This is a genomic window from Propionispira raffinosivorans DSM 20765 (assembly GCF_000381065.1).
Taxonomy (GTDB): domain Bacteria; phylum Bacillota; class Negativicutes; order Selenomonadales; family Selenomonadaceae; genus Propionispira; species Propionispira raffinosivorans.
Genome location: NZ_KB905854.1, coordinates 10571 through 34192, shown reverse-complemented (window position 1 = coordinate 34192; position 23622 = coordinate 10571). Strand labels below are relative to the sequence as shown.

Genomic DNA, 23622 nt, shown 5'->3' with positions numbered 1-23622 from the left:
TTAGGATGTAACACTTAGGACGTTATTCGCAATTTATGCGAGGCCTGCTTTGCAGTGCTGGTTCTCAGGTCTTAGCGGGACTGAACCATAGCGTTCTTTTTTATATGTAATTATCATCCTGCACCTCTTATCATTCTGCAGAAGTACTCGCTTTAGTCAGTGTTTCTGCTTTTTTTTTGCCATGATTTCTAAAATCTTGTTCGATCTGTTCTAAGGAGCGGCCTCTCGTTTCTGGAACAAATTTATACGCAAATAGTAACCCAAAAAGACCAATTCCTACAAACGCAAAAAATGTATGCGATAGTCCAAATGCATCCATTAATACAGGAAAACTTAAACCAACGAAGAAATTTGTGATCCATAAACATAAAACCGTTAAGCCCATGCCCATCCCACGAAGTCTCATCGGAAAAACTTCGGAAAGCATCAACCAGGTAATTGGTGACAAAAAACCTTGTTGAAAAAATAAGAAAGTTACAGTCAATGAAAGTACAACATATGGCAATATGGTAGTTCCTTCTAATACATTGGAAAATGTTCCAATTAAAAACAGTGCACAAATCGTACCAATCTGACCTGTCATTAAGAGTGGTCGGCGCCCATGACGGCCCATCATCCAAATGCCAAAAAATGTAGCCGACACCGAAATTACACCATTCGCAATGTTACCAATCAGTGCTGCTTCTGTACTAAATCCCGCTTTTTGCAAAATCTGCGTTCCGTAATACATAATTGAATTTACGCCCGATATCTGCTGGCAAATTGCAATCCCCATAGCGATAAAGACAATTCGCCTCACCCAAGGCGTTGTAAGATCTTTTAGTGTTGCTTTTTCAATACTTGTTTCTTGTGCCAGATTATCCTGAATTTCATTTAACTCAGCAATCGCGCGACCTTCATCTCTGGCCTGTTTCAAAACTTTAAGAGCTTCACCAATTTTACCATTCATCACAAGCCATCTTGGGCTTTCTGGCATCGCCAGCATTCCAAACCAGAGCACAACCGCTGGAAGCGAGGCAATTACTAACATGTAACGCCAAACATGTGCGCTTTCACCAAAACTTACACCAATGATTGCATTAAAAACAAAAGCACATAACTGACCACTTACAATCATCAGTTCATTTTGCGTGACCATTCGTCCACGATTTTCCGCTGGTGACATTTCAGCTAAATATGCTGGCACCGTTACAGATGCACCCCCAACTGCTAACCCCAGCAAAAATCTAAAGCATACCATAACTTCAACGGTTGGTGATAATGTGCAGCCAATTGTTGCAAAAAAGAAAATAACGGCAAGCATTAAAAGCATTTTTCTGCGACCCTTTGCATCGGAAATGCGTCCACCCAAAAATGAACCAATTGCCGCTCCAAATAGAAGCCCACTCGCGACAAGTCCTTCTGTAAATGGTGTAAGATTTAATTGATCGGGAAGTGCCATGTACGGCAATGCACCATTGACCACACCCGTATCATACCCAAAAAGCAAACCTCCAAATGTAGATATAATTGTGACTGTTCTTAAAAATTGCTTAGGTGTTTTCTGTTGTCCCATACTATTTCCCCCTCATCATTTAGTCTTTAATAGACTTTATAAAATAGTAATTTGCGAGAATATCCTGAAGCAGTATTATATTTTAAGAAATTAAAAGATTAAGAAATTTTCATTACGGTTCTTACAAATTCATAACTCAAAATTAAAACTATTCAGTCTATTCTACTGGATAATCCTGGGTCACCTATCTAAAGATAAAACGAAACCCGCAATGCCATTTTTATAATATATGTCAGTAATAAATATTTTATGCGGATTTCGTATATCAAAAGAACCTTTTAGTATTTCCTAGCTTCAGCCAAATGAGGTAAAATTACATTTTCATAAACATCGTGTACTTTTTGACTTTTTGAAACTTCCGCAACGCCGACACGCCACCAAGATCCATATTTATGCACCATGGTTTTCGGTAATACTTTAATATCAATTAAAGTAGATACAGTTTGCTTTTTCGAGTCAATAAGTGCAGTTTTCAGTTCTTCTACCGTTTTAACAGTATATGTCTTGCAGCCATAAGATGCTGCATTCATCGCAAAATCAATCGGCACAAACCCGCCATCAAGCTTACCTGTTGCTTGATTTCTAAATCTAAATTCTGTACCAAAGCTGCCTTGTCCATGTTCAATCTGTAAATTATTGATACAGCCAAACGTCATATTATCAAATAATATAACATTGATTTTTTTGCGTTCTTGAATAGAGGTTGGTAATTCTGAATGAAGCATCATATATGAACCATCGCCTAGAAAAGAATACACTTCTTTATCTGGTTCAGCCAGCTTTACACCAAGTGCCGCATTAACTTCATAACCCATACAGGAAAATCCATATTCCACATGATATGTATTGGATCCTTTTACGCGCCACGCCCTCTGCAAATCTCCCGGCAGACTGCCTGAAGAACCTACAATAATATCTGTATCATTCAAACATTCATTTAATACACCTAAAGCACGCGATTGTGTGAGACAAGACCCCGTAATTGCTTGATATTCAGCAAACACTTTTTCGCGATCTAAGCTGTCATCAATTTCAGGAATGAAGCCTACACCTGTGTATTCTACGTTATAAACACGATCTATCTCAGTATCATATTTCCTTTTTGCTATCTTTATTTCATCTGTATACGCTGTTTTCCAATCTGTTGTACTAAGAATTTCCTCAATTGCCGCCAAACCCGCTTTTGCATCGGCTATAATCTGTACTCCATCCATTTTAGCAGCATGGAATTCAGATACATTGATATTAAGGAATTCCACATCTGGATTTTGAAACAACCATTTCGAAGATGTTGTAAAATCCGTATAACGTGTGCCTACACCAATAACTAAATCTGCTTCTTTAGCAATCATATTTGCAGCCAAACCACCTGTTTCACCAATGCCGCCAAGATTTAATGGATGATTCCACACAATTGCACCACGACCAGCTTGTGTTTCAGCGATGGGAATATTATAGGTTTCGGCAAATTCTTTGTACATTTCAACAGCTTCTGAATATTTTACCCCTCCGCCGAAAATAATAATCGGCTTTTTCTTGCGCGTAATAATATCCACCGCATCAGCAACCATTGCTTTTGTCGCCGGACGACGGTCAATACGATGAACACGCTTTTGGAAGAAATATTCCGGATAATCATAGGCTTCACCTTCTACATCCTGCGGCAGCGCAATTGTAACCGCCCCCGTATCGGCTGGGTCCGTAAGCACACGCATTGCATTGATACAAGCCGACATGAGAATTTCCGGGCGAGTAATTCTGTCCCAATACTTGCTGACAGCCTTAAACGCGTCATTTGTGCTAATAGACAAATTACTCGGTTGCTCCATCTGCTGCAATACTGGATCCGGTTGACGCGTCGCATAGACATCGCCTGGTAAAAATAGCACTGGAATACAATTGGCAGTTGCTGTTGCTGCTGCTGTCACCATATTGGCCGCACCAGGTCCAACCGATGAAGTACAAGCATAAATCTGTTTACGCATTTTTTGCTTGGCAAACCCCATCGCCGCATGAGCCATGCCTTGTTCATTGCGTCCCTGATGTACAACCAGTTCTCCTGGATCTTCCTCCAATGCCTGTCCTAACCCAATTACATTACCATGCCCAAAAATAGTAAAAATACCTTTGAACATTCTATTTTGTTTACCATCAAATTCAATATACTGATTATTTAAAAATTTAACAAGAGCCTGCGCTACTGTGAGTTTAATCGTATTTGCCATTTCATTCCACCCTTTCGTGATCTGTCATACCTTAAAATTACAAAATTTTAACAACTTACTCCAATAACCATACATGATCCGGATCATCTGTTCTTGTTTTATTCCATGGATCTCCTGGTAAATGGCGAATCATCCAGCTATACCACATTGCATAACCAGGTGCCGTAACCTGAGGATGACTATCTCCCCCCGGAATCGCCGACCAACTATTATGTGAAATTTTAAATGCTTCCTCACCGATAAGAGAACAACCAAATCCCTGCGGTTTATCAAATTTATATGTATATACTTCAGGCTGCGGATGCGTATGCGGAATATAGCCGGACCAGCGTCCTGGGCGGTTGATAACTTCGCCGTTGACCATATTTGAATAGGGTGCATTGGTATAATCAAAAATTGTTCGAACGGTTCGTTCAGCCGTACCATTCCACATTCCTGCACCAAATTGATCGCACTGCACGTCTGCAGGACGATAAAATTTAGCTGGAAACAATTTTTCATTTTCTGTTTTTTGAATCAATATTTCTGCTGCTGATACTGCTTTTATTTGTACTTGTGTATTGACTGGTACATGCAAACAATATGGATTTTCATCAAACAAAGATCTGCGTTCCATAGTCTCAGTTTTTTCATCCCAAGTTATGCTGATCTGTCCAGTTAAAATAACAAAAGCTGTTTCTTTCGTTGTATCAATAAAGCTCAAAATTTCTTTTGGTTCCATTACCTGATAGCCAATATCCATTAACATTTTGCTATCACAAGTTGTCATTGCATTATAACCATGCTGAAGTTTGTCTAACCGCCCAAATTTCATATTTTTTCACTCCAATCTAATTTTGTAACGACTTGTTCCTCTTTATGTTTTTCAATAAAATCTCGAATCTGCTCTGCCGTCTGCATTGCATTAGAGCAACTATGACTGGCAACAACCATTGCAGCATGTGCCGTCGCATATTTCAATGCTTCGGGCAGCGACCAGCCTTCAAGTAAGCCATAGACAAAAGCAGAACCGTATGCGTCGCCACCACCAAAAGATTTCAACAATTTGATATTATAAGAATCAATTTTATAAGCTGTTTTATCCGCACTATAGGCAATTGATCCTTTTTTTCCGTGTTTGATGATAACAATTTGATTGCCATGCGCAATATAAGCATCCGCCAATTCGTGATCAGCAATTCCATTTTCTTCCGGTATATTTTCCATTAAATTAAATTCCTCGCGGGACCCAATTATAATATCACTCATCTTCCCCAGCAAAGAATAATAAATTGCCAACTCTTCTTTTGATTTCCAAGTATAGTCGCGATAGTCAATGTCAAAAATGACTTTAACACCATGTTTTTTTGCATATTGTACAGCTAAAAGACAAGCTTCGCGAGATGGACTTGCCGCCAAAGCTGTGCCTGAAACCAGTAAAATCTTACTATCGGCAATATATTTTTCTGAGACATCCTGCGGTGAAATCTGCAGATCTGCCACATCATTTCGATACATCAATATTTGGCTATCCGTTGGACTCGATATTTCCGTGAATGTCAGCCCTAAATTTTCACCATGCTGTGCTCTGACCATTTGTGATATATCAATCTTGCGTTCCTTAAAATAATTAAGGATAAACGTGCCAAATTGATCATTGGATACGCAACCGATAAATCCAACATTTTTACCTAATTTATTAACACCAACGGCCATATTCCCCGGTGACCCGCCAAGATACATCGAAAACGTTTCAACTCTATCAAGCGTACGATTTAATTCATTCGGATTGAAGTCAATCGTTACGCGGCCAATTAAAACCAAATCCCTGCTTTTCGTCTGATCAAACTCTATCACTGCCATTTTTAATCTGCCTCCTTCAAGCTTTGTCTTTTAATCCAAAAATCAACATATGATGCTCAATGTTTTCACAAGCAGCCGCCACTGTTTCATGACTTAAATCAAAATAATTCGCTTCGGGTTTCGTTTTCAGTAAAAGTTTTACCCGTTTTGCAATATGATCATAGGATGCCGTAGCAATATTAATTTTTTTAATACCGTTTGCTAAACAATTTTTGAAATCAGCATCCGTAAGTCCAGTCCCACCATGCAGTACGAGCGGGCACTTGACGACTGCGGCAATTTCTTTCAATCTTTCAATGTTAAGCTTTGGCTGTTCTTTATAATTGCCATGTGCTGTCCCAATGGCAATGGCCAAAGCATCAACACCAGTCTCTTCCGCAAACTGAACCGCTTCCGCTACACTTGTCAAAAGTATATCCACACTTTTATAATCACCTTCGGCTCCGCCAACACGACCAATTTCACCTTCAACATCAGCACCATAGCGACTTGCCAATGCTTTTACAGCTTTTGTTTTTTCTATGTTTTCCTTGAGGGAATATTTCGAACCATCAAACATTACAGAAGTAAAACCAACATCCAGTGCTAATTGGATTGTTTCCAGTGTAAAGCCATGATCAAGATGCACCGCTGTTGGTACTTTTGCCTGTCTGGCTGCCGCCACCATCATCGGTCCCAGAATTTCCAGTGGTGAATATTTAAGCCGACCTTCCGCAATTTGCAAAATCAGTGGTGCATTTAGTTCTTCTGCTGCCTGCACCGCTCCCATTGCCATTTCCATATTCGAAACATTAAAGGAGCCAACTGCATAGGTATTGTCTGTTACATCATTTAAAAGTTCGCTTAATTTTACGAGTGGCATTTTTTGTCCTCCTTTAAAGTAATATATTCTTAAAATTAAAACAATTTTTTGTATATTTCAATAATTTGTTCTTTTGTTGGACTCCGAAACGTATTTTGTGGGCTGCCGCTGTCTAAGGCATCTTCTGCCATTTTATCAAGCTTTGACATAAAGTCTTCTTTCCGCACACCCAATTCCGCCATTGTTGGAATTTCTATTTCTTTACAAAAGCGGCTGACTTCTTTTACCATGGCCTTGGCCGCAGTTTTATCATCGGTTTTTTGATCAGCAACTTCCATGAGCCTGCCAATCTCCGCGAATCGTTTCGTATTGTCTTCAATCGCAAACTCGAGACAAGCTGGCAATAACACCGCATTTGATACACCATGTGCAATATGAAAAAGTGCTCCAATTGGCCGACTCATGCCGTGAACCAATGTGACGGAAGCATTATTAAAAGCAATTCCAGCTTCATTCGCACCTAATGACAGCTGCAATCTTGAAGCTTCATTTTTCGCATCATGAAAGCAAATCGGTAGATTTTTATGAATTTTTTTAATTGCTGACAGCGCGAATATATCGGAAAGCGGCTGTGCTTTGCGAGAGGTATAGGCTTCTATCGCATGTGTTAAAGCATCAACCCCGGTTGCCGATGTTACTTTTGGTGGAGCAGTCATCGTAAAAACAGGATCAATAACGGCAAGAGCCGGCAAAATTGAAGGACCTGCTAAAAGCATTTTAACATTGTTTTTTGTATCGGCAATAATTGTAAATTTAGTCGCTTCTGAACCAGTTCCCGCCGTAGTTGGTATTGCAACAAGATAAGGAACTTTTTCATCAATTGTTTTATGGAGATATTCTCGGATATGCCCCGATGAATTCGCCATAAAGCCAATGGCTTTTGCCGTATCAATGGGACTGCCTCCGCCTAAGGCAATCAAAAAATCACATTGCTCTTTTTTATAAAGCGCAACACCATCTGCAACAATGGTATCGGTTGGTTCACTATTCGCTCCATCATAAATAACATAATCAATATGTTCCCTATCTAAAACTGCTGTAACTTTTGCAGCATTGCCAAATTGAACCATAAATTTATCCGTAACAATCAGTGCTTTTGTGCCTTTTCCTGCAATATGTATACCAAGTTCATTTATAACATCTACACCGGATATTATTTTTGCTGGCACTAAAAATACATTCCCCACTATGAACACCCCTTATATAACTGAGTATATTTTATTATTATCTTGATAATCTTTTGATTACCTTATGGTTATAAGTTAATACATTTACTTCTTTTTGTCAATAGTTTTTCATGCTTTATTAATTTTTATTATTCGTCCATAACTATTAATAATTTCATATTAGATTTAAATTATTAATAGTTATATAGAGTGAAAATAAACATCCATACCGGTCTTTGTGAAAATAACTTGTATATTCAAGGAAAGACATTTATAATAAAGCATAAGTAACATACTCAAAATATGCTTATTTTTATGAATACATTATGAGCATGTGTGAAGATCTACGAAAATCAAAAGAGAACAGGGGAAAATTTATGAAAATTAACCGCTTAAACAAGATTGAAGAAATCCTCGAAGATTCCGATAGTATTTCCATCAATAAACTTTGTGAAATTTTTGATGTATCCAAAAATACGATTCGCCGCGATATTGCTGAACTTGAAAAGCACGGTATTATAACGAAAGTATATGGTGGAATCATGCTGAAACATAGTACAGAATCCCCTGAGCCATTTGCTACCCGCGAAATAAAAAACCCATCTTTAAAGAAGCAAATTGCTCGCTTGGCAGCTGATCTTGTCTGTGACGGTGATGTTATCTATATTGATTCAGGAACAACTACAATGCATATGATCCCATATCTTGCCGAAAAGAAAAATCTAACAATTGTAACGGCCAGCGTCCATGTCATCAACCTGGCAGCAGCATACAGCCAACTCAATATCATCGCGACTGGCGGCTCTCTATACCTGCCATCTAATGCATTCGTTGGTCCTAGTGTTGTAAACTGTTTAAACAACTATAATATATCAAAAACATTTCTTGCTTCAACTGGGATCTCACTAGAAAACGGTGTAACGAATGCTTCTCCTCTCGAATGCGAAATCAAACGCTATCTTGCCCAGAAAAATAATATGAAAGTGTTACTCATTGATTCTTCAAAAATTAATGTTTCCTCTCTAATGACCTACTGTGAAATCAGCGATCTCAATTACCTCATTGTCGATAAAGAACCACCTGTGGAGTATTTAACCTACCTCAGCAAACATAAAGTGAAGCTCCTCACAAATCAAACAAATTTTTCGCAAGAAGAAAATTTTTACAAATTATGAAAAAAGAAACCTTCGCCTGACAAATATTCTATACTTGTCATACGAAGGTTTCTTTTTAAAATTTATACATACTGCATTCGCCGATTTTTAAAATACACCATTTTCAAATTGCACCATTCACTTAATTCCTTTGCCGCCGTAAAATGACTGCCAATATCGACCATTTTATGTGCATCGGAACCAAGCGTTACATAACGTCCACCCAAATCATAGTATCGCTTATAAATAGGTGCCAGGGATTTAATGACAGAACGGTCACCTAATCGCCGCGTGTTCAGTTCTATGACGGTATCATGTGCTATCAAGGCTTGTAATACTTCATCAATCTGCTCGGCAAATTCATGATAATAAATTTCTGGTTCCGCATAAGGAGCATATCGTGCAATATAATCAATATGTCCCAAGGCATCAATAAAAGAATACTGCTTCACAGAATCTGCCATCGTCTTAAAATAAATCGAATACACTTCCTGTTTCAGTCGATTTCCGTAAAAAGCTGGATAATATATATCTCCGGTATGCTCCAATAAATGAATTGAGCCAATAACGTAATCAAATTGGTTTTCCTCTGCCAAAGCACGACTTTTTTCATAGCAGGATTCCTGCATACCAATTTCCACACCAAGCAATAAAGACTCACTCCTATAGCTGGCATATTCAGTAAAATAAGCTTGCGGATCAAAGATAAAACTTGGATCTGGATAATCAAAATCCATATGTTCTGTTACGATTAAACCAAGCTTCAGTTCACGGGCTCTGGTCAAAGCCTCTGTTATCTGCATTTCGGAATCGGCCGACACTTTCGTGTGAAGATGGGTATCAAATATCATGCGAACCAGCCTTCTTTCTATTGATCTCGATCTTATGCGTTTTCGGCTGCATAGGCTTCTTGCAAAGCTTTCGCTAATTGATCTGGACAAGATGTCGACCTTGGGCCACAAGTATTACCAGCAAATTTTGCAATAACAAAATCCATATCCATGCCTTCTACAATTTGTGATATACCACTTAAATTACCGGCGCAACCACCTTCAAATTCTACTTTTTTAATGGTTGTTCCTTCTAAATCAATGCTAATTTGACGGGAACATGTTCCCTTGGTTTTATATACATAAGTACTCATTACTAAACACTCCTAACAAATAGTATAGTTCTTATTATAACGAAATCAACAGATTTGTAAATAGTTCGCAGCGAAGCATCACATCAAAAAAACTGTATTCATCTCGAGAAAGATGAATACAGTTCAAAAACCTTATGCTTTTTTAATAATATCCACGCCCATATATTTACGCAATGCCTCAGGAACAATAACCGAGCCATCTGCTTGTTGATAATTTTCCAAAATAGCTGCCACGGTTCGTCCTACAGCTAAACCGGAACCATTTAAAGTATGAACAAACTCCGGTTTTGATTTTGCATCCCGACGGAATTTAATATCAGCACGACGTGCCTGATATGATTCCGTATTTGAACAGGATGAAATTTCGCGATACATATCAGCACTTGGCAGCCACACTTCAATATCATACGTTTTTGCCGCCGTGAAGCCCATATCTCCCGTGCAAAGCAGTACCACATGATAAGGCAGTCCCAATATTTGCAAAACATGTTCGGCATCATTCGTTAATTTTTCCAATTCATCATAAGATGTTTCAGGTTTTACGAACTTGATCAATTCAACTTTATTGAATTGATGCTGACGAATCAGGCCGCGTGTATCACGCCCCGCGGATCCTGCTTCAGCACGAAAGCAAGCCGTATATGCACTATATTTTTCCGGCAATTGATCGCCGTCGAGGATTTCGCCACGATGATAATTGGTGGTTGGAACTTCAGCCGTTGGTACTAAATAATAATCAAGACCTTCTAACTTAAACATATCATCCGCAAATTTGGGCAGCTGTCCAGTCCCAATCATGCTTTCTTTGTTAGCAATAAAAGGTGCTAACATTTCCGTATAACCATGCTGATCGGTATGCAGATCCATCATAAAATTAATGAGAGAACGTTCCAAACGCGCTCCCAGTCCTTTATAAAAAGTAAACCTGGCTCCGGTCACTTTAGCGGCACGTTCAGCATCTAAAATTCCTAAATCCTCACCAATTTCCCAGTGTGGCTTCGGTGTAAAATCAAATTGCTTTGGCTGACCCCATTTTCTAACTTCAGGATTATCATTTTCGTCTTTGCCTACCGGTACAGATTCATTTGGTATGTTGGGAATACTGAGCATGATATCTCGCAGTTCTGCTTCGACTTCTTTAAGACGGCTATCCAAGCCACCGATTTTTTCACCAACCTGACGCATTTCAAGAACAATTGCATCTGTATTTTCATTGTTTTTTTTCATCACGCTAACCTGTTTAGAAACGGAATTGCGCTGACTTTTCAGTATTTCAACTTCGCCTAAAATAGCCCGGCGTTCTTTTTCTAGTTCCATAAACCCAGCCAGAGTCATTGAACTACGACGGTTTTTTAAAGCCGCTTCTACTTTTTCCGGATTATCGCGGACAAATTTAATATCTAACATCTCTTCGACCTCCATATAATTAAAAACAAGGGAAACGTCCTGTTATGTCTTATAATTTACAAATATATCTCTCTATTATAGTATATAGTTCAAATTTCTGTCAAACCAGATCCCCTTACTGGATTCATTTTACTCCATGAATTCGTCTTCAACGATATATTCTCGGTACACGACTGCTAACCATACAAGCCAGCTCATAATTGATAGTACCCAGCCATGCTGCTGCTTCATCCATTGGCAGCGTTGCACTGCCAAACAAAACAACCTCATCGCCATTATGTACAGTTTCAAGATCCGTCACATCAATCATACATTGATCCATACAAATACGTCCCACCAAAAAAGCACGTTTTCCGGCGATCTCAATTTGTGCTTTACCGGAAAAGAGCCGCGTATAACCATCCGCATAGCCAATCGGCAGTGTCGCAATCAAACTATCACGATTGGTTATAAATGTGCGACCATAACCAATCGACTGCCCTTTTTTCAGTTCTTTCAAATAAGCAATTTTCGCCTTAAGAACCATAGCTGGATGAAGATCCACGCAGCGTTCTACTTCATCAGACGGCCATAATCCATAAAGAATAATCCCCGCTCTAACCATATCAAAATGAGCTTGCGGCATTTCTAATGTTGCTGCACTATTGGCAATATGTTTCAGCGGAATATCGATACCTTGTTTTTCGATCAGATCAATGGCTGTTTGAAACCGCTGCAGCTGTTCGTTCGCAAACGATTTATCACGGCTGTCAGCTAAGGCAAAATGAGAAAACAATCCTTCTAATTCAATATGAGGTAATTGTTGAATTTTTTTGGCAAGTTCACCTGCATCTTCCGGTAAAATACCGATACGACTCATCCCCGTATCAATTTTCAGATGAATTTTTGCCGTTTTTTTCTGTAAAACAGCTTCTTTTGACAAAGCTTCCGCTGCTTCATAAGAAAATACAGTCTGTGTAATACCACGATCAACGAGAATAGCCGACTGTTCAAGTGGTGTAAAGCCCAAGATCAAGACAGGCTCTGTAAAGCCTGCATCGCGCAGCTCAACTGCTTCATTCAAAATTGCTACTGCCAGATAATCAGCCCCAGCAGCAATCGCCGTTCTAGCTACAGGTATAACCCCGTGGCCATACGCATTCGCTTTGATGACTGCACAGAATTTTGCGCCGCCATGCACTTTTTTCTTAATTTCTCTGATATTGTGTTCAATGGCTGCTAAATCAACTTCAGCCCAGACTGCACGATTTGGCATACGGTTCACTCCCTCATTAAATAATTGCAAAATAAAATTCAGATAGCAGGTATTGCCTCTCTGAATTTTATTTATAGCTATAACCTAAAGATTTTCTCTGCTGAATTCTTTTTTTATTTTACACCGTTCAGTTCTAAATTGAAAGGTTAATTCAGCCGTTTTTCTCCAGCATCAACTCGTTTCAAAATAAACCGCCAGCTCTGTGTGCTGATCGACAATCGTATTTGGTTCGATGCTTTGCCGTACGGCAATCCCTGTACCGCTTGGTTTCATAACGAGCCCCAGACCATCCAATTCATCAGAAACCTGACGCAGGCTTTTGCCCGTCATATCTGGCACAAGAATTTTGCCCTGAGGCACCATTGGAATGGCTGTTGCCGGAAAGGTTCCCTCTACTTGAGCATTTTTAGGCTGCCCTGCCAAGGGATCACTTGATGGAGCAATATTCAAATAACGAAACAGTTGTGAAAAAATCTCCTTGGCAATTGGTGCAGCAATCTGACCGCCATAATAGATCCCTGATGGGTCATCAATCATCACGAGAACTGTTATCTGTGGATTTTCAACAGGAGCAAACCCGCAAAAAGAAGCAATATAATGGCCTTCCATATAGCCTCTGCTATCATCGCGGATTTTTTGTGCCGTGCCGGTCTTACCGGCAATACGATATCCTTTTACCGCTGCCTTGCCGCCACCACCAGAAGCTACAACCTGTTCCAGCATGCCAACCAACGTCGTATCGGTATCTTGGTCGATAACACGACGTACGGTATCCGTCTGTGTTTGCGCATACGTCGAACCATCGGCGTTATTAACAGCTTTTAAAATATGTGGTTTTAGTAATACGCCATTATTCGCAATTGCGGACATTGCTGTTACTAACTGTAGTGGTGTAACAGCAATGCTTTGCCCAATCGACATCGTTGCCACATCTGAGTCACGCATATCTTTCGGATCAAATAAAATTCCTTGTTCTTCACCCGGTAATTCAACACCAGTAGGCTGACCAAAGCCAAAAAGCTTAGCATAATGTGTCAGTTTTTCAGCACCTACACGAAGACCAACCTGAACAAAACCTGTATTGATGGACTGTTTGACTACATCCAAAAACGTAACGGTACCAAAACTGTCTGCGCTCCAGTTTTGGATTCGACGCCCCGATACCATGACATATCCGGGATCAACGAAAACTTGCTGTGGCGTAACGAGATTTTCCTGCAGTGCGGCAGCTGCCACAACGGCTTTAAATGTTGATCCAGGTTCATAGACAAATGAAACTGCTTTATTTTTCCAATCAGCCGCTTTATAATCATAAAATTTATTTGGATTATAAGACGGACGACTTGCCATAGCTAAAATTTCGCCAGTTTGTGGATTCATTACAATCGCTGTAACTGCACGAGGATTATTTTCGATCACTGCTTTATCAAGCGTTTGTTCAACGATAAACTGCATCGTAGAGTCGAGAGTCAAATAAACATCCTTGCAGCGGTCTCCCTTAAAGGATCTATTGGAAAAAATAGAATCAAAAATAGGACGAGCCTGCATGTCCGTAAACAACAACTGCTTTTTTGATTCACCTTTCATAACAGAATTAAACTCCTGTTCAATTCCATCAAGACCTAAATCATCTGTACCGACAAAACCAATTACATTCGCCGCTAACATATCATTCGGATAATAACGCTTGCTTTCTTCTTTAAAACCCAGACAATTTAATCCTTGTTCATCGATAAGTTTTTGTACCTTCTCAGATTCATCATGTTCAAGCCGGCGTTTAATCCATACAAAACCACCGCCTTGAGCTATGTCTGCTTTGATTTCAGCTTCACTTATCATCAGTATCGGTGCTAAGTCAGCCGCCAGCTGATCGCCATCTTTTACATTACTTGGATCGACAAAAAGTGATTTGGTCAGCATACTCACGGCAAGTTCCCGACCATTGCGATCATAAATAGTACCACGAGGTGACTGCAAAACTTTTTGTTCACCGCTTTGTGCCTTGACTCGTTCAGCCAGCTGCCCCCCTTGAACCAGTTGCAGCCAAGCATAGCGTCCACACAAAATGATAAGAAAACACAAGATCAATCCTATAAAAATAGCAATACGTTTCTGAACGTTTACTTGCAATCGAATCAAACTACTTCACTCCTAAAAATATTTCAATGTGATATATATTCGTTTGCTGTCATTAAAGTTCCTTTGTTTTTAGAAAATACCTATATTATTTTCTAAAATACCTATGATCTATATAAGTTGCATTAAATATTTTATATGGCAATCGTCAGGAGTTGGGTATAGGGCTCCGTGGCATTACATAGGAAGCAAACGATTCCCTACTAATTTTGGGAAACCTAATAGACTAGATGCAATTTCTTTAATCAACTTATATATAATGTATTGATCACAAATTTTACATTATATAGTAGAAAAAAGCTTACAGATTCGCTTGAGCCTGTTATAATATAATATGCATATAAAATAAAAAGATGCTTAAAATTATATAGAACGGCGGTGTTTCATAATGGATGATATTGATAAAAAAATTCTGAAAAATCTACAGCAAAATGCTCGCATGACAATTTCTGATTTGAGTTCGCAAGTTTCTTTGTCCATGCCGGCAATCAGTGAAAGACTAAAAAAGCTGGAAGCATCCGGCGTCATTAAGCAATATACAGTCATATTAGATCCAGCCATGCTCAATAAACACCTTATGGCGTTAATGTTTCTTCGTTTTGACAATCCAACCCATAGTGACAGCTTTGCCGAATTTGTAAAAAATGAAGCTGAAATCAAAGAGTGTTTTTATATTACGGGAGATTTTGATTATTCGTTGAAAATCATTACCGAAAACACCCGAACTTTGGAACTATTATTGACCCGAATCAAAAATCATCCTGGAATCGTAAAAACACAAACTATTGTTATTTTATCAACGATTACTGATAGTCCTTCTATTATCCCTGATTAAAATCACTGGATCAGAAAATCTATTTTACTTAAATACATAACGGTGACTCCTATCGATTTTCTTGTTACGATAAGGGTCTTTTTTTTTATAAACAAAACCGATCTCCGTCAAAAATATCCACTATATTATTCGTCCCTAATTATTTTAAAAATAATAATTAGAATATTGCCATAACATATTTTCTATGTTATAATAAAAACATAAAGAAGAGCAACAGAAAATAATTTACCACCTCAATTTTACTCTTCTTTTACCAAATGTGAAGGGATGTGGTGTTATAAAAAAACACAGCAAGTCGTTCTCAAGTGGGTTTGGATTCACGTGCATTTCTGGAAAGATTATTTTCAAACGGCACAGTTAGACGCAATGATGGCTCTTAGCATTATGCGTACTCAAAAGCCTAGAGGAAAATTAAAGCCGCACAGTAATAACACAATTGAGAGCATAACGATTTGACAACCAGCCTTCCAATGTATTGCAATACAAAATTCCAAGCTCGATATTATTTATAAGGCACTTCGATATATGTTGCGTATCCTGGTTCTTGTCCCTGTAAGTAGTATCGAAAAATTCGTAAATGAATGCGTAAGCATGACATGCATCATTTATAGCTAGATCTAACTGTTTGATAAAGCATTACTTCTACTTAAGAGAAGTCTTGCAGACAAATGAATAAAGAAGGTAAACAATGATAACTCGTAACTCGTAAAAGCGACTCGCATGTAATATGCAGTCGCTTTTTTATTGGTCAATTCCCCATTCATCAACATTTACGATTTCACGAGTCCGCTAATTACCTAAAAAAATAGCACAAGTCGACTAACTGACCAGTGCTATTTTTTATCCATTTTTTTATCTGCTGTACGCAGATCAAGACAGTTTCTCTTATCTGTCATCAATCCATCGGAATTACGGTTCCATTATGAAATAGATAAAGATATTTTTCTTTTATGTCTTTTTTTAATATTTTCTCAGCGGCTTCACTGTAAAGATTAATCTGCAGTTTATATTTATTGATTAAAGCTTCAGTTTGTGTATTTTTATCGGTTTTATAATCAATTAAAACCATGCCATCCGGTTCATCAAATAAAACATCAATAATTCCCTGCACAAAAATATTTTCCTGCTCATCCAATATATCCGGATAAAACTTTTTCGCTTGCAGCATTATACTAAAAGGAAGTTCGCGCCTTACCTTAGCTGAGCCTATCATTCTTTGCCCGAGTGGAGAAGTGAAAAATTTATGCACCCCTGCTAAATCAATGAGGCTGATCTGTTTTGGCAAAATCATCTCTTTGTTGACAAGGGATTCCAGTTGCAATTTTAGTCCATTTTCACTCAAGTCTTTACAAAAATCAATATGCTGCATAACACCATGCATAAGCGTCCCATATTCCGCACCGGTAAGCTGTGTTTGTTCTTGAATAAAGCGTGGTCTTGTGACAATCAATTTTGGTTTAAAAAGCGGCAAGGCTTGTGTATCCATTACCTCAAAACGCCGTTTCATCTCCGTCACAGAAAGTTTTGCCGGAACTTCCTGCATAGTCTTATCAGGATATTGCCAATTCAAAACTTGTTCAACCCATTTTTGCTGTGGCGATCCCGGTAAAATCTGCTGTGCTTTAACCGCAGCCAGCAATACCTCCGTTTCGCTGGATATAACGTCTTGGTTTTGAATGTTACTGGCTGGTATAATATTAATTTCCCACCGTGAGTGATTCTCATAAACTATATTAAGACGTTTTTTCGTTGTCTGCGCAAAATCCCGCAGCACTTTACCATCCTCATGGCGGGCAAGCGCGGCACCAATCCAATCTAAATAAGTCTTCGCACCCGCAATTGTATACGTTGGCAGCACTGGACAGGTCAAATCAATATTACGGCACCAGTTTAAAGCCCGATCAGCCAGTTTTGTACTTGATCCAACTAAAATTAATTTTTCGCGTGCCCGCGTTAGCGCAACATATAAAACCCTCAGTTCTTCAGCTTTACTTTCCCGATTCATTAGACAAGCAATTGCCTGTCTGGCAATGGTTGGATAGCGCAAGGAAATATCCGGCTTACTTACGAACGGACCCAGCCCATATTTCCGATGAACCAAAAGTGTATCACTACTATCTTGCAGATTAAATTTTTTGCCAAGATCAGCCACGATAACGACCGGAAATTCCAATCCTTTGCTTTTATGAATGCTCATGACACGTACTACATTTTCACTTTCCCCCAGCGTTCTGGCCACAGCCAGATCCGTACCAGTATCTTGCATCTTATCGACAAAGCGCAGGAAGCGAAATAGTCCACGAAAATTTGTGGTCTCATATTCTCTAGCTCTGTCATAAAGCACCCTGAGATTCGCCTGCCGCAAAAGGCCGCCCGGCATCCCCCCTACATAATCATAATAGCCCGTATCACGAAATAATTGCCAAATAAGATCCGGTACACTGCTGCACCTCGCCAAATTGCGCCAACTACTTAATTGAAGCACAAATTTCATCACTTTTTCTTTAACTTCACTATCTATCTCAGTCGAAGGCTCATTGACCAGTAGGAGCGCTGCAAACAAATCATCATTGGGCTGTAAAAGTTTAATTTTTGCCAGCATGACTGGTGATAAACCAATAATTGGCGAATACAAGATACTGGCCAGCGGTATGTCCTGACGTGGATTATCAATAATATTCAATAAGGCTAGCATGATTCGTACTTCCGTTTCCTCAAAATAACCCGAGTCCACTGCCGCATAAGCTGGAATATTATTCGCATGCAATATTTCTAGTAAAATATTTGCTTTTCCCTTGACGGAACGCAATAAAATTACAATATCACGCCATTCTAAAGGGCGATATGTTTTGGTCGCTTTATCAAAAACCTGTTTTTTTTCGTCCATCAATGTTTGAATTCTATTGGTAATAAATCTGGCTTCTAAAGGGAATCCTTTTAACTCTTCCGTTTCTTCCTTTTCAGCCGCTTGTGTCTCACCCACAGCAAATTCGGTTTCACTAAAAGTTCCCGTTTCATCGCGGTCAATCAAATCAACCTCGATCGAGTCATCCAAAGTCCCTTCGCCTTCAGGATATGGCGGTCCAGGGTTTAGTTGTTCGGCTGCACCATAAGGAAGTTCCATGGCCTTTTCTGACATTACCTGAGCAAAAATATAATTGATTGCCTCTAAAATTCCCGCCCGGCTGCGAAAGTTTTGCGCTAAATCAATACGGGCAAAATCGCTGCCTGCCGTTGGATATTCACGATATTTTTTCAAAAAAAGTTCTGGATCGGCCAAACGGAAACGATAGATACTTTGCTTTACATCACCAACAACAAAAAGATTTGGCACCGATGATTTTCGTACCAATGACAAAATTGCTTCCTGTACCCCATTTGTGTCTTGATATTCATCAACCATGACTTCGACATATTTCTGCTGCAAATTCAATGCTGTGACAGATGGCTTCAGCTGCTCTGCCGTGGCTGTTTCATCGAGTAAAATCTGTAAAGCAAAATGTTCCAAATCACTAAAATCCACAACCATCTTAGTACGTTTTGCCGCCGCAAAGCCATTCGCAAAAGCCACTGTCATATCACAAATAGCTCGTATCAATGGAGCTGTTTGACGTAAATCATCCATCAATTCCATACTATCGGACATAAAATAGACTTCTTTTATGGTTTTTATTTGTTCTTTGACTTGCTGTCGTGGTTTTTGAAATAATGTTTTCAGCTCGACATCTGTACCACGCGGTGCCGTAAGTGTTGCAAACTTCACTGCATATATGCCATTGCGTAATGTTTCCCAATCCGTTTTTAACAAATCCTGCAAATGGAGAATGATTTCTAGATCTGAGTGCAAAACAGGCAGATAAAATGTACAGTCCAGCTCTTGTGCCATTTGCACAAGTTCATCGCACTGCACGCGACATTCTTCAAAAACAAGAGTTAACTGTTCTTTAATGATGCGCGGCCACGGTGTATCATCCACCGTCATAGCTTCTGACAAAACAAAGTTTTCTGGCAGAGTTCCAATCCAATGCTCTGGATAAGGCTGACTACGCGAAAATTCATACAGCTTTAATAAAATTCCATACATTTCTTCATCACTACGTTCGTCGGCATAAGCATCAACAAAGCTCAAAAATTCAGCATTATTGCTTTCATACCCCTCTTCAAAGATCGCTTCCAAAACATCCCGCTTTAATAAGTTCATTTCCTGTTGATTCGCCAGACGAAATTTCGGGTCCAAATCCAAAAGGTGAAAGTTTTGCCGAATGATCGTTTGGCAAAAAGAATGCAGTGTTGAAATTGAGGCTGTATTGAGTAAAACCAGCTGCCGCTCTAAATGAGACGACTGCGGATTTTTTTTAAGTTCGGCATCAATTGCCAGAGCAATCCGTTCCCGCATTTCTGCCGCTGCCGCATTGGTAAATGTTACCACCAAAATTTCATCAATATTGCAGTTTCCACTCAACAGCCGCTGAATGATTCGTTCTACCAAAACAGATGTTTTACCTGATCCAGCAGCAGCAGCTACCAGTAAATTTTTATTATAGGTAGTAATTGCTTTTAATTGTGCTTTAGACCATGCCATGTTGCTGCCTCCTCTGTAATGGATTCCATAACCGCTTCATTTTCTAGTTTTTTTAGTTGGCGATATTCATGTCCTGGTATCATACGGTCGAATTGACAAAAAGAACGATACGGACAAAACGTACAAGCCTCTTTATTATCTAAAGCAAACGGACTGACGGAAACATCACCGCTAAGAATCTGCCGCCCAGTATCCGATAAAATATAATCAACAAAACCCAGCAAAGCCATAAATTCCTCTTCACTTTTTACATTGTTTTTTCCGGTTTGCTTTATTTCGCCATCCGTTTTTAATGAAACTTTAATAAAATTAAACGACGAATCAATCTGACGAATAATCTCCGAATCCGCCAGTATCCACCCCGGCATTTTAAGCATTTTCGTTAATTCCGCTTCGGTTTCTTTCTCACTCAGTCGATATTTTGCACTCACCACGGGATTTTTTAAGAAATAATATAAAATACCGGCCGGTATCGTTTTACCACCAACTAGTTTTTGTGCCGCATTTTGGGCGACAAGCAGATAGGTCAGCAACTGTAATCTAAGTCCATAGTAGACATCAATCAAATTCAAATAAGCATTACCGGATTTATAATCAATCACCAAAAAATACTTACGATCCTCCGCCTCCATGCAGTCAATGCGATCAATCTGTCCAGTGATTTCTATCTGGTAACCATCTTCCAAACTATACGTAAGGGGTGGCAGAGCATCAAAATCATGGCCAAACGCTTTTTCAAAACCAATTGGCTTAAAGCAACTCACATAATCAAAGGCAATCAGACGCTTCACCGCTCGCTCGACCGTACGACGAATTCGACCTAACAAATGCTGATATTTAGCTGAACTAAGCAAAATTTCATTTTGCAATCTAGGTGCCAAATCCGCAACAATTTCACCGCATATATTTTGATATTCTCCCTCTTTAACGTCACTCCAATTACGCTCTTCCGCCTTCATCCGTTCACCAAAGGCTTTTAGTGATGCATGTAAAAAATTCCCTAAATCTGGGGCAGCAAAAGAAAACTCAGCCCGTTCTTTAAGTTTTAGTCCATACTGCGCAAAATGCTGAAACGGACAGGCACGAAATCTTTCAAAACGAGTCACACTACCGCGTAAGCGTTTATTGTTTGTAAAGAGCATTTTTGCGATATCCGTTGGCAGCGCTTCGGCTTGGCGCAAATCAAACAAACCCGCTGTAACCATTTTCAAGACAGGATTCATTTTTTCGTCGGTCAAAGCCCAATTATACACATCCTGCCAAACAGGACTAAAAAAACCGTTTTTCCGATAAGCACGTAAGGCTCCCGCCAATTTCGCTACAGCCTGTCGCGGCTGAGCAATTGACCAGTATTCAGATCCCGGTAAAGGTTCCAGCGGCAAAGACTGTAGTTTTATAGCCGGCAAAAGTTCACGCAGCCGCTGTACCAATGAAGATGGATTCAGCCCCGCCCCTTCCTGATCCGCCAAAGGATAAGACACCCAAAGATATTCTGTGCCACGTGTAAAAGCGCTATACAAGAAATATTTTTCCGCAAAATTATCGGCACCAACCCCTTGAGAAAGTTCTAGTCCCAGCGAAGCCAGCTCTGCTCTTTCACCATCCGTCAGCAAGCCCTCTGCCCGACCGCGCCTTGGCATTACACCTTCATTTGCCCCAATAATATAAATAGCTTTTGTATTGTCCAGGCTATTTTGATCAAATGGCGCAATCGTCACATAATCAAGTCCCGGGGGAATCAAACTAATCATCAGCCCATCGAGCCCATCATTGATTGTTTGCTCATAAACATCCGCGGTCATTACATCCGCTCCGCAAGTTTCCACCAGTTGGTCAAACAACTGAATAACATTATCCCAAAGCTGCTGATGCTGGCGGGCTTCGGCAAGATTCCCCTGCTTTTCGGCTGCCTTGGCCCATTTTTCGAGTGTATCCGGCACTGCCAAATCCGTAAACAACTGATATAAAGCCGTCGTGCGTTCACAAACAGTGGCTGCTTTTTTTATCTGCTGCGCAAATTTTGTCAAGGGAAGCATAACCTGTCGCCGAATCTGATTGATTTGTGCTAACCGTTCGGCATTTTCATCACTTATTTCACTGTCTTCGTCCAAAGATAAACGTTTATGATAACGCCAATCTTCTTCCATCAGCCAGCGATTGCCGCGGATACCAAATTCCAATACATAATTTTCGAGCAAATCAATTTGTGAGCGTGTGACGGGGAAAAAATCCGTTTTAAAACACCGAAATAAAGGCTCATATTTCCAGCCATGCAAGGCTTCAAGAACCGAACGCAAAAGTTCTGCCAATGGATGATGAATTGTTTGACGTTTGCTGTCACTAAAAAATGGAATTTGATAATCTTGTAATACCGCTTGCAATACATCTTCATAGGCACTGCTATCACGTACTAATATACCAATATCACGCCACTTGTAGTGTTCTTCGCGGCATAATCGTAAAATATCTACCGCAACACCTTCAACTTCAATACGACGATTCGCAGCTTCCACAATCGCGACCCCATCAACTTCGGCAAACTGCTGGATGGGATACTTAAATAAATTTGACTCGATATGCCCTAAATTTGCCCTTATAAAACGTATTGGCGCAGTAAGCTCCAATACCTCTGCCTTCATATCCAATTCTTCTGCCAAACGTTTTACTTGTTGCAGCGTCTTCCACTGCCGATGAAAAAGCGATGTATCAATCGTATGCTCCACCGAATCAATAGCCTCTAAAGAAAGTGTTATTTTCACACTTTTCGCGGTCAATAAAATCTCCCGCAAAATATTCATTTCCTGTGGATTAAAAAAAATGAATCCATCAATCCAAACTTCGGCATCACGCAAAATAGACGAATCTGCAATTTTCTGCTCCATCACCTCAAGTACATCTTCCGCATCCGTATAATGTCCTTCCATCCCAAGGTTAAAGCCCTGATAAATCAAAGCTAAATCCGTCAACTTATCTTTTAATGCACTGGCTGTCATAGATTCTGCCGCTTGCTGCAAAGTCTTTGCATCAACACCATAGCTTTTGAATTCCTCAATCATGCGTGAGAGCGAATCGGTAAAATTACGCTGGCGAGCTGCCCGGCCCAATGTATGCAGCGTATCAAGATTATCACTCAACACCCTTGAAAGAAGTAATCGTTTTCCAATTTCTGTAATTGATGGATAAATTGCGCCACCAGTCTCTAATAGTACGCGCTGGGCCAAGCGCCGAAAGCCAAAAACATAGGCTCTTGTAAAACCATGTAAATCAGGCGTATTCGCTAGTTCTTTTTCTACTTTAAATGTCATATGTTCTGGTAAAATCAAAACTAAAGGCGCCCCTTCCGGCTCGGCAAAAAGTTTGGAACGCATGGACTCTAAACAGTATGATGTTTTACCAGACCCGCCGCGTCCGATAATAAATTGCAATGACATATTTCCACCTGACTCCCTTTTTATAATA

The 23622-nt window shown here is 39.7% G+C and carries 15 protein-coding genes; 2 read left to right on the top strand and 13 right to left on the bottom strand.

Features of this window, described 5'->3' with window-relative positions; all coding sequences use genetic code 11:
• Positions 1–130: 130 nt before the first annotated feature.
• From F606_RS0112515 to F606_RS0112490, 6 genes are all read right to left on the bottom strand, one after another.
• A complete protein-coding gene (locus F606_RS0112515) occupies positions 131–1555 on the bottom strand; it encodes a sugar porter family MFS transporter (protein ID WP_019554238.1) in 1425 nt (474 codons plus the stop codon).
• 278 nt (positions 1556–1833) lie between these two features.
• Positions 1834–3780 (bottom strand): 3D-(3,5/4)-trihydroxycyclohexane-1,2-dione acylhydrolase (decyclizing), encoded by a 1947-nt coding sequence (gene iolD / locus F606_RS0112510; RefSeq protein ID WP_019554237.1) that lies wholly within the window; start codon positions 3778–3780, stop codon positions 1834–1836.
• A 55-nt stretch (positions 3781–3835) separates the two neighbouring features.
• Entirely contained in the window at positions 3836–4594 is a 759-nt protein-coding gene (locus tag F606_RS0112505) for a 5-deoxy-glucuronate isomerase (protein ID WP_019554236.1), read from the bottom strand.
• Entirely contained in the window at positions 4591–5622 is a 1032-nt protein-coding gene (gene iolC / locus F606_RS0112500) for a 5-dehydro-2-deoxygluconokinase (protein ID WP_019554235.1), read from the bottom strand. Before iolC ends, F606_RS0112505 begins: the two co-directional genes overlap by 4 nt.
• Before the next feature lie 16 nt (positions 5623–5638).
• Positions 5639–6484: a class II fructose-bisphosphate aldolase gene (locus F606_RS0112495; protein ID WP_019554234.1), complete on the bottom strand. Its 846-nt coding sequence runs from the start codon at positions 6482–6484 to the stop codon at positions 5639–5641.
• 35 nt (positions 6485–6519) lie between these two features.
• Positions 6520–7671 carry an iron-containing alcohol dehydrogenase gene (locus tag F606_RS0112490; protein WP_019554233.1) on the bottom strand — a complete coding sequence of 384 codons (1152 nt, stop codon included), beginning with the start codon at positions 7669–7671 and terminating at the stop codon, positions 6520–6522.
• 356 nt (positions 7672–8027) lie between these two features.
• Between F606_RS0112490 and F606_RS0112485 the strand changes: the two genes are divergently transcribed.
• Positions 8028–8825: a DeoR/GlpR family DNA-binding transcription regulator gene (locus tag F606_RS0112485; RefSeq protein WP_019554232.1), complete on the top strand. Its 798-nt coding sequence runs from the start codon at positions 8028–8030 to the stop codon at positions 8823–8825.
• 62 nt (positions 8826–8887) lie between these two features.
• On the opposite strand, the gene F606_RS0112480 is transcribed toward F606_RS0112485, so the two are convergent.
• The 5 genes from F606_RS0112480 to F606_RS0112460 all read right to left on the bottom strand — a co-directional run bounded on the left by F606_RS0112480 (position 8888) and on the right by F606_RS0112460 (position 14749).
• Positions 8888–9655, bottom strand: coding sequence for a histidinol phosphate phosphatase (locus F606_RS0112480; RefSeq protein ID WP_019554231.1), 768 nt, complete (start codon positions 9653–9655; stop codon positions 8888–8890).
• 32 nt (positions 9656–9687) lie between these two features.
• Positions 9688–9948: a TIGR03905 family TSCPD domain-containing protein gene (locus F606_RS0112475; protein ID WP_019554230.1), complete on the bottom strand. Its 261-nt coding sequence runs from the start codon at positions 9946–9948 to the stop codon at positions 9688–9690.
• Between the two features lie 132 nt (positions 9949–10080).
• Positions 10081–11355, bottom strand: coding sequence for a serine--tRNA ligase (gene serS / locus F606_RS0112470; RefSeq protein ID WP_019554229.1), 1275 nt, complete (start codon positions 11353–11355; stop codon positions 10081–10083).
• Positions 11356–11503: 148 nt separating this feature from the next.
• Positions 11504–12610, bottom strand: coding sequence for an alanine racemase (gene alr, locus F606_RS0112465; protein ID WP_019554228.1), 1107 nt, complete (start codon positions 12608–12610; stop codon positions 11504–11506).
• Between the two features lie 171 nt (positions 12611–12781).
• Positions 12782–14749: a PASTA domain-containing penicillin-binding protein gene (locus F606_RS0112460; RefSeq protein ID WP_019554227.1), complete on the bottom strand. Its 1968-nt coding sequence runs from the start codon at positions 14747–14749 to the stop codon at positions 12782–12784.
• A 385-nt stretch (positions 14750–15134) separates the two neighbouring features.
• Between F606_RS0112460 and F606_RS0112455 the strand changes: the two genes are divergently transcribed.
• A complete protein-coding gene (locus F606_RS0112455) occupies positions 15135–15581 on the top strand; it encodes an Lrp/AsnC family transcriptional regulator (protein ID WP_019554226.1) in 447 nt (148 codons plus the stop codon).
• Positions 15582–16476: 895 nt separating this feature from the next.
• Here the strand turns inward: F606_RS0112455 and addA are convergent.
• Together addA and addB are read right to left on the bottom strand one after the other, a co-directional pair.
• The gene (gene addA / locus F606_RS0112445; protein ID WP_019554224.1) at positions 16477–20163 is read right to left on the bottom strand and encodes a helicase-exonuclease AddAB subunit AddA; all 3687 of its coding nucleotides are present in this window, start codon (positions 20161–20163) and stop codon (positions 16477–16479) included.
• A complete protein-coding gene (gene addB, locus F606_RS0112440; RefSeq protein WP_019554223.1) occupies positions 20139–23594 on the bottom strand; it encodes a helicase-exonuclease AddAB subunit AddB in 3456 nt (1151 codons plus the stop codon). The genes addA and addB overlap by 25 nt, the downstream gene beginning before the upstream one ends.
• Between the last annotated feature and the right edge of the window lie 28 nt (positions 23595–23622).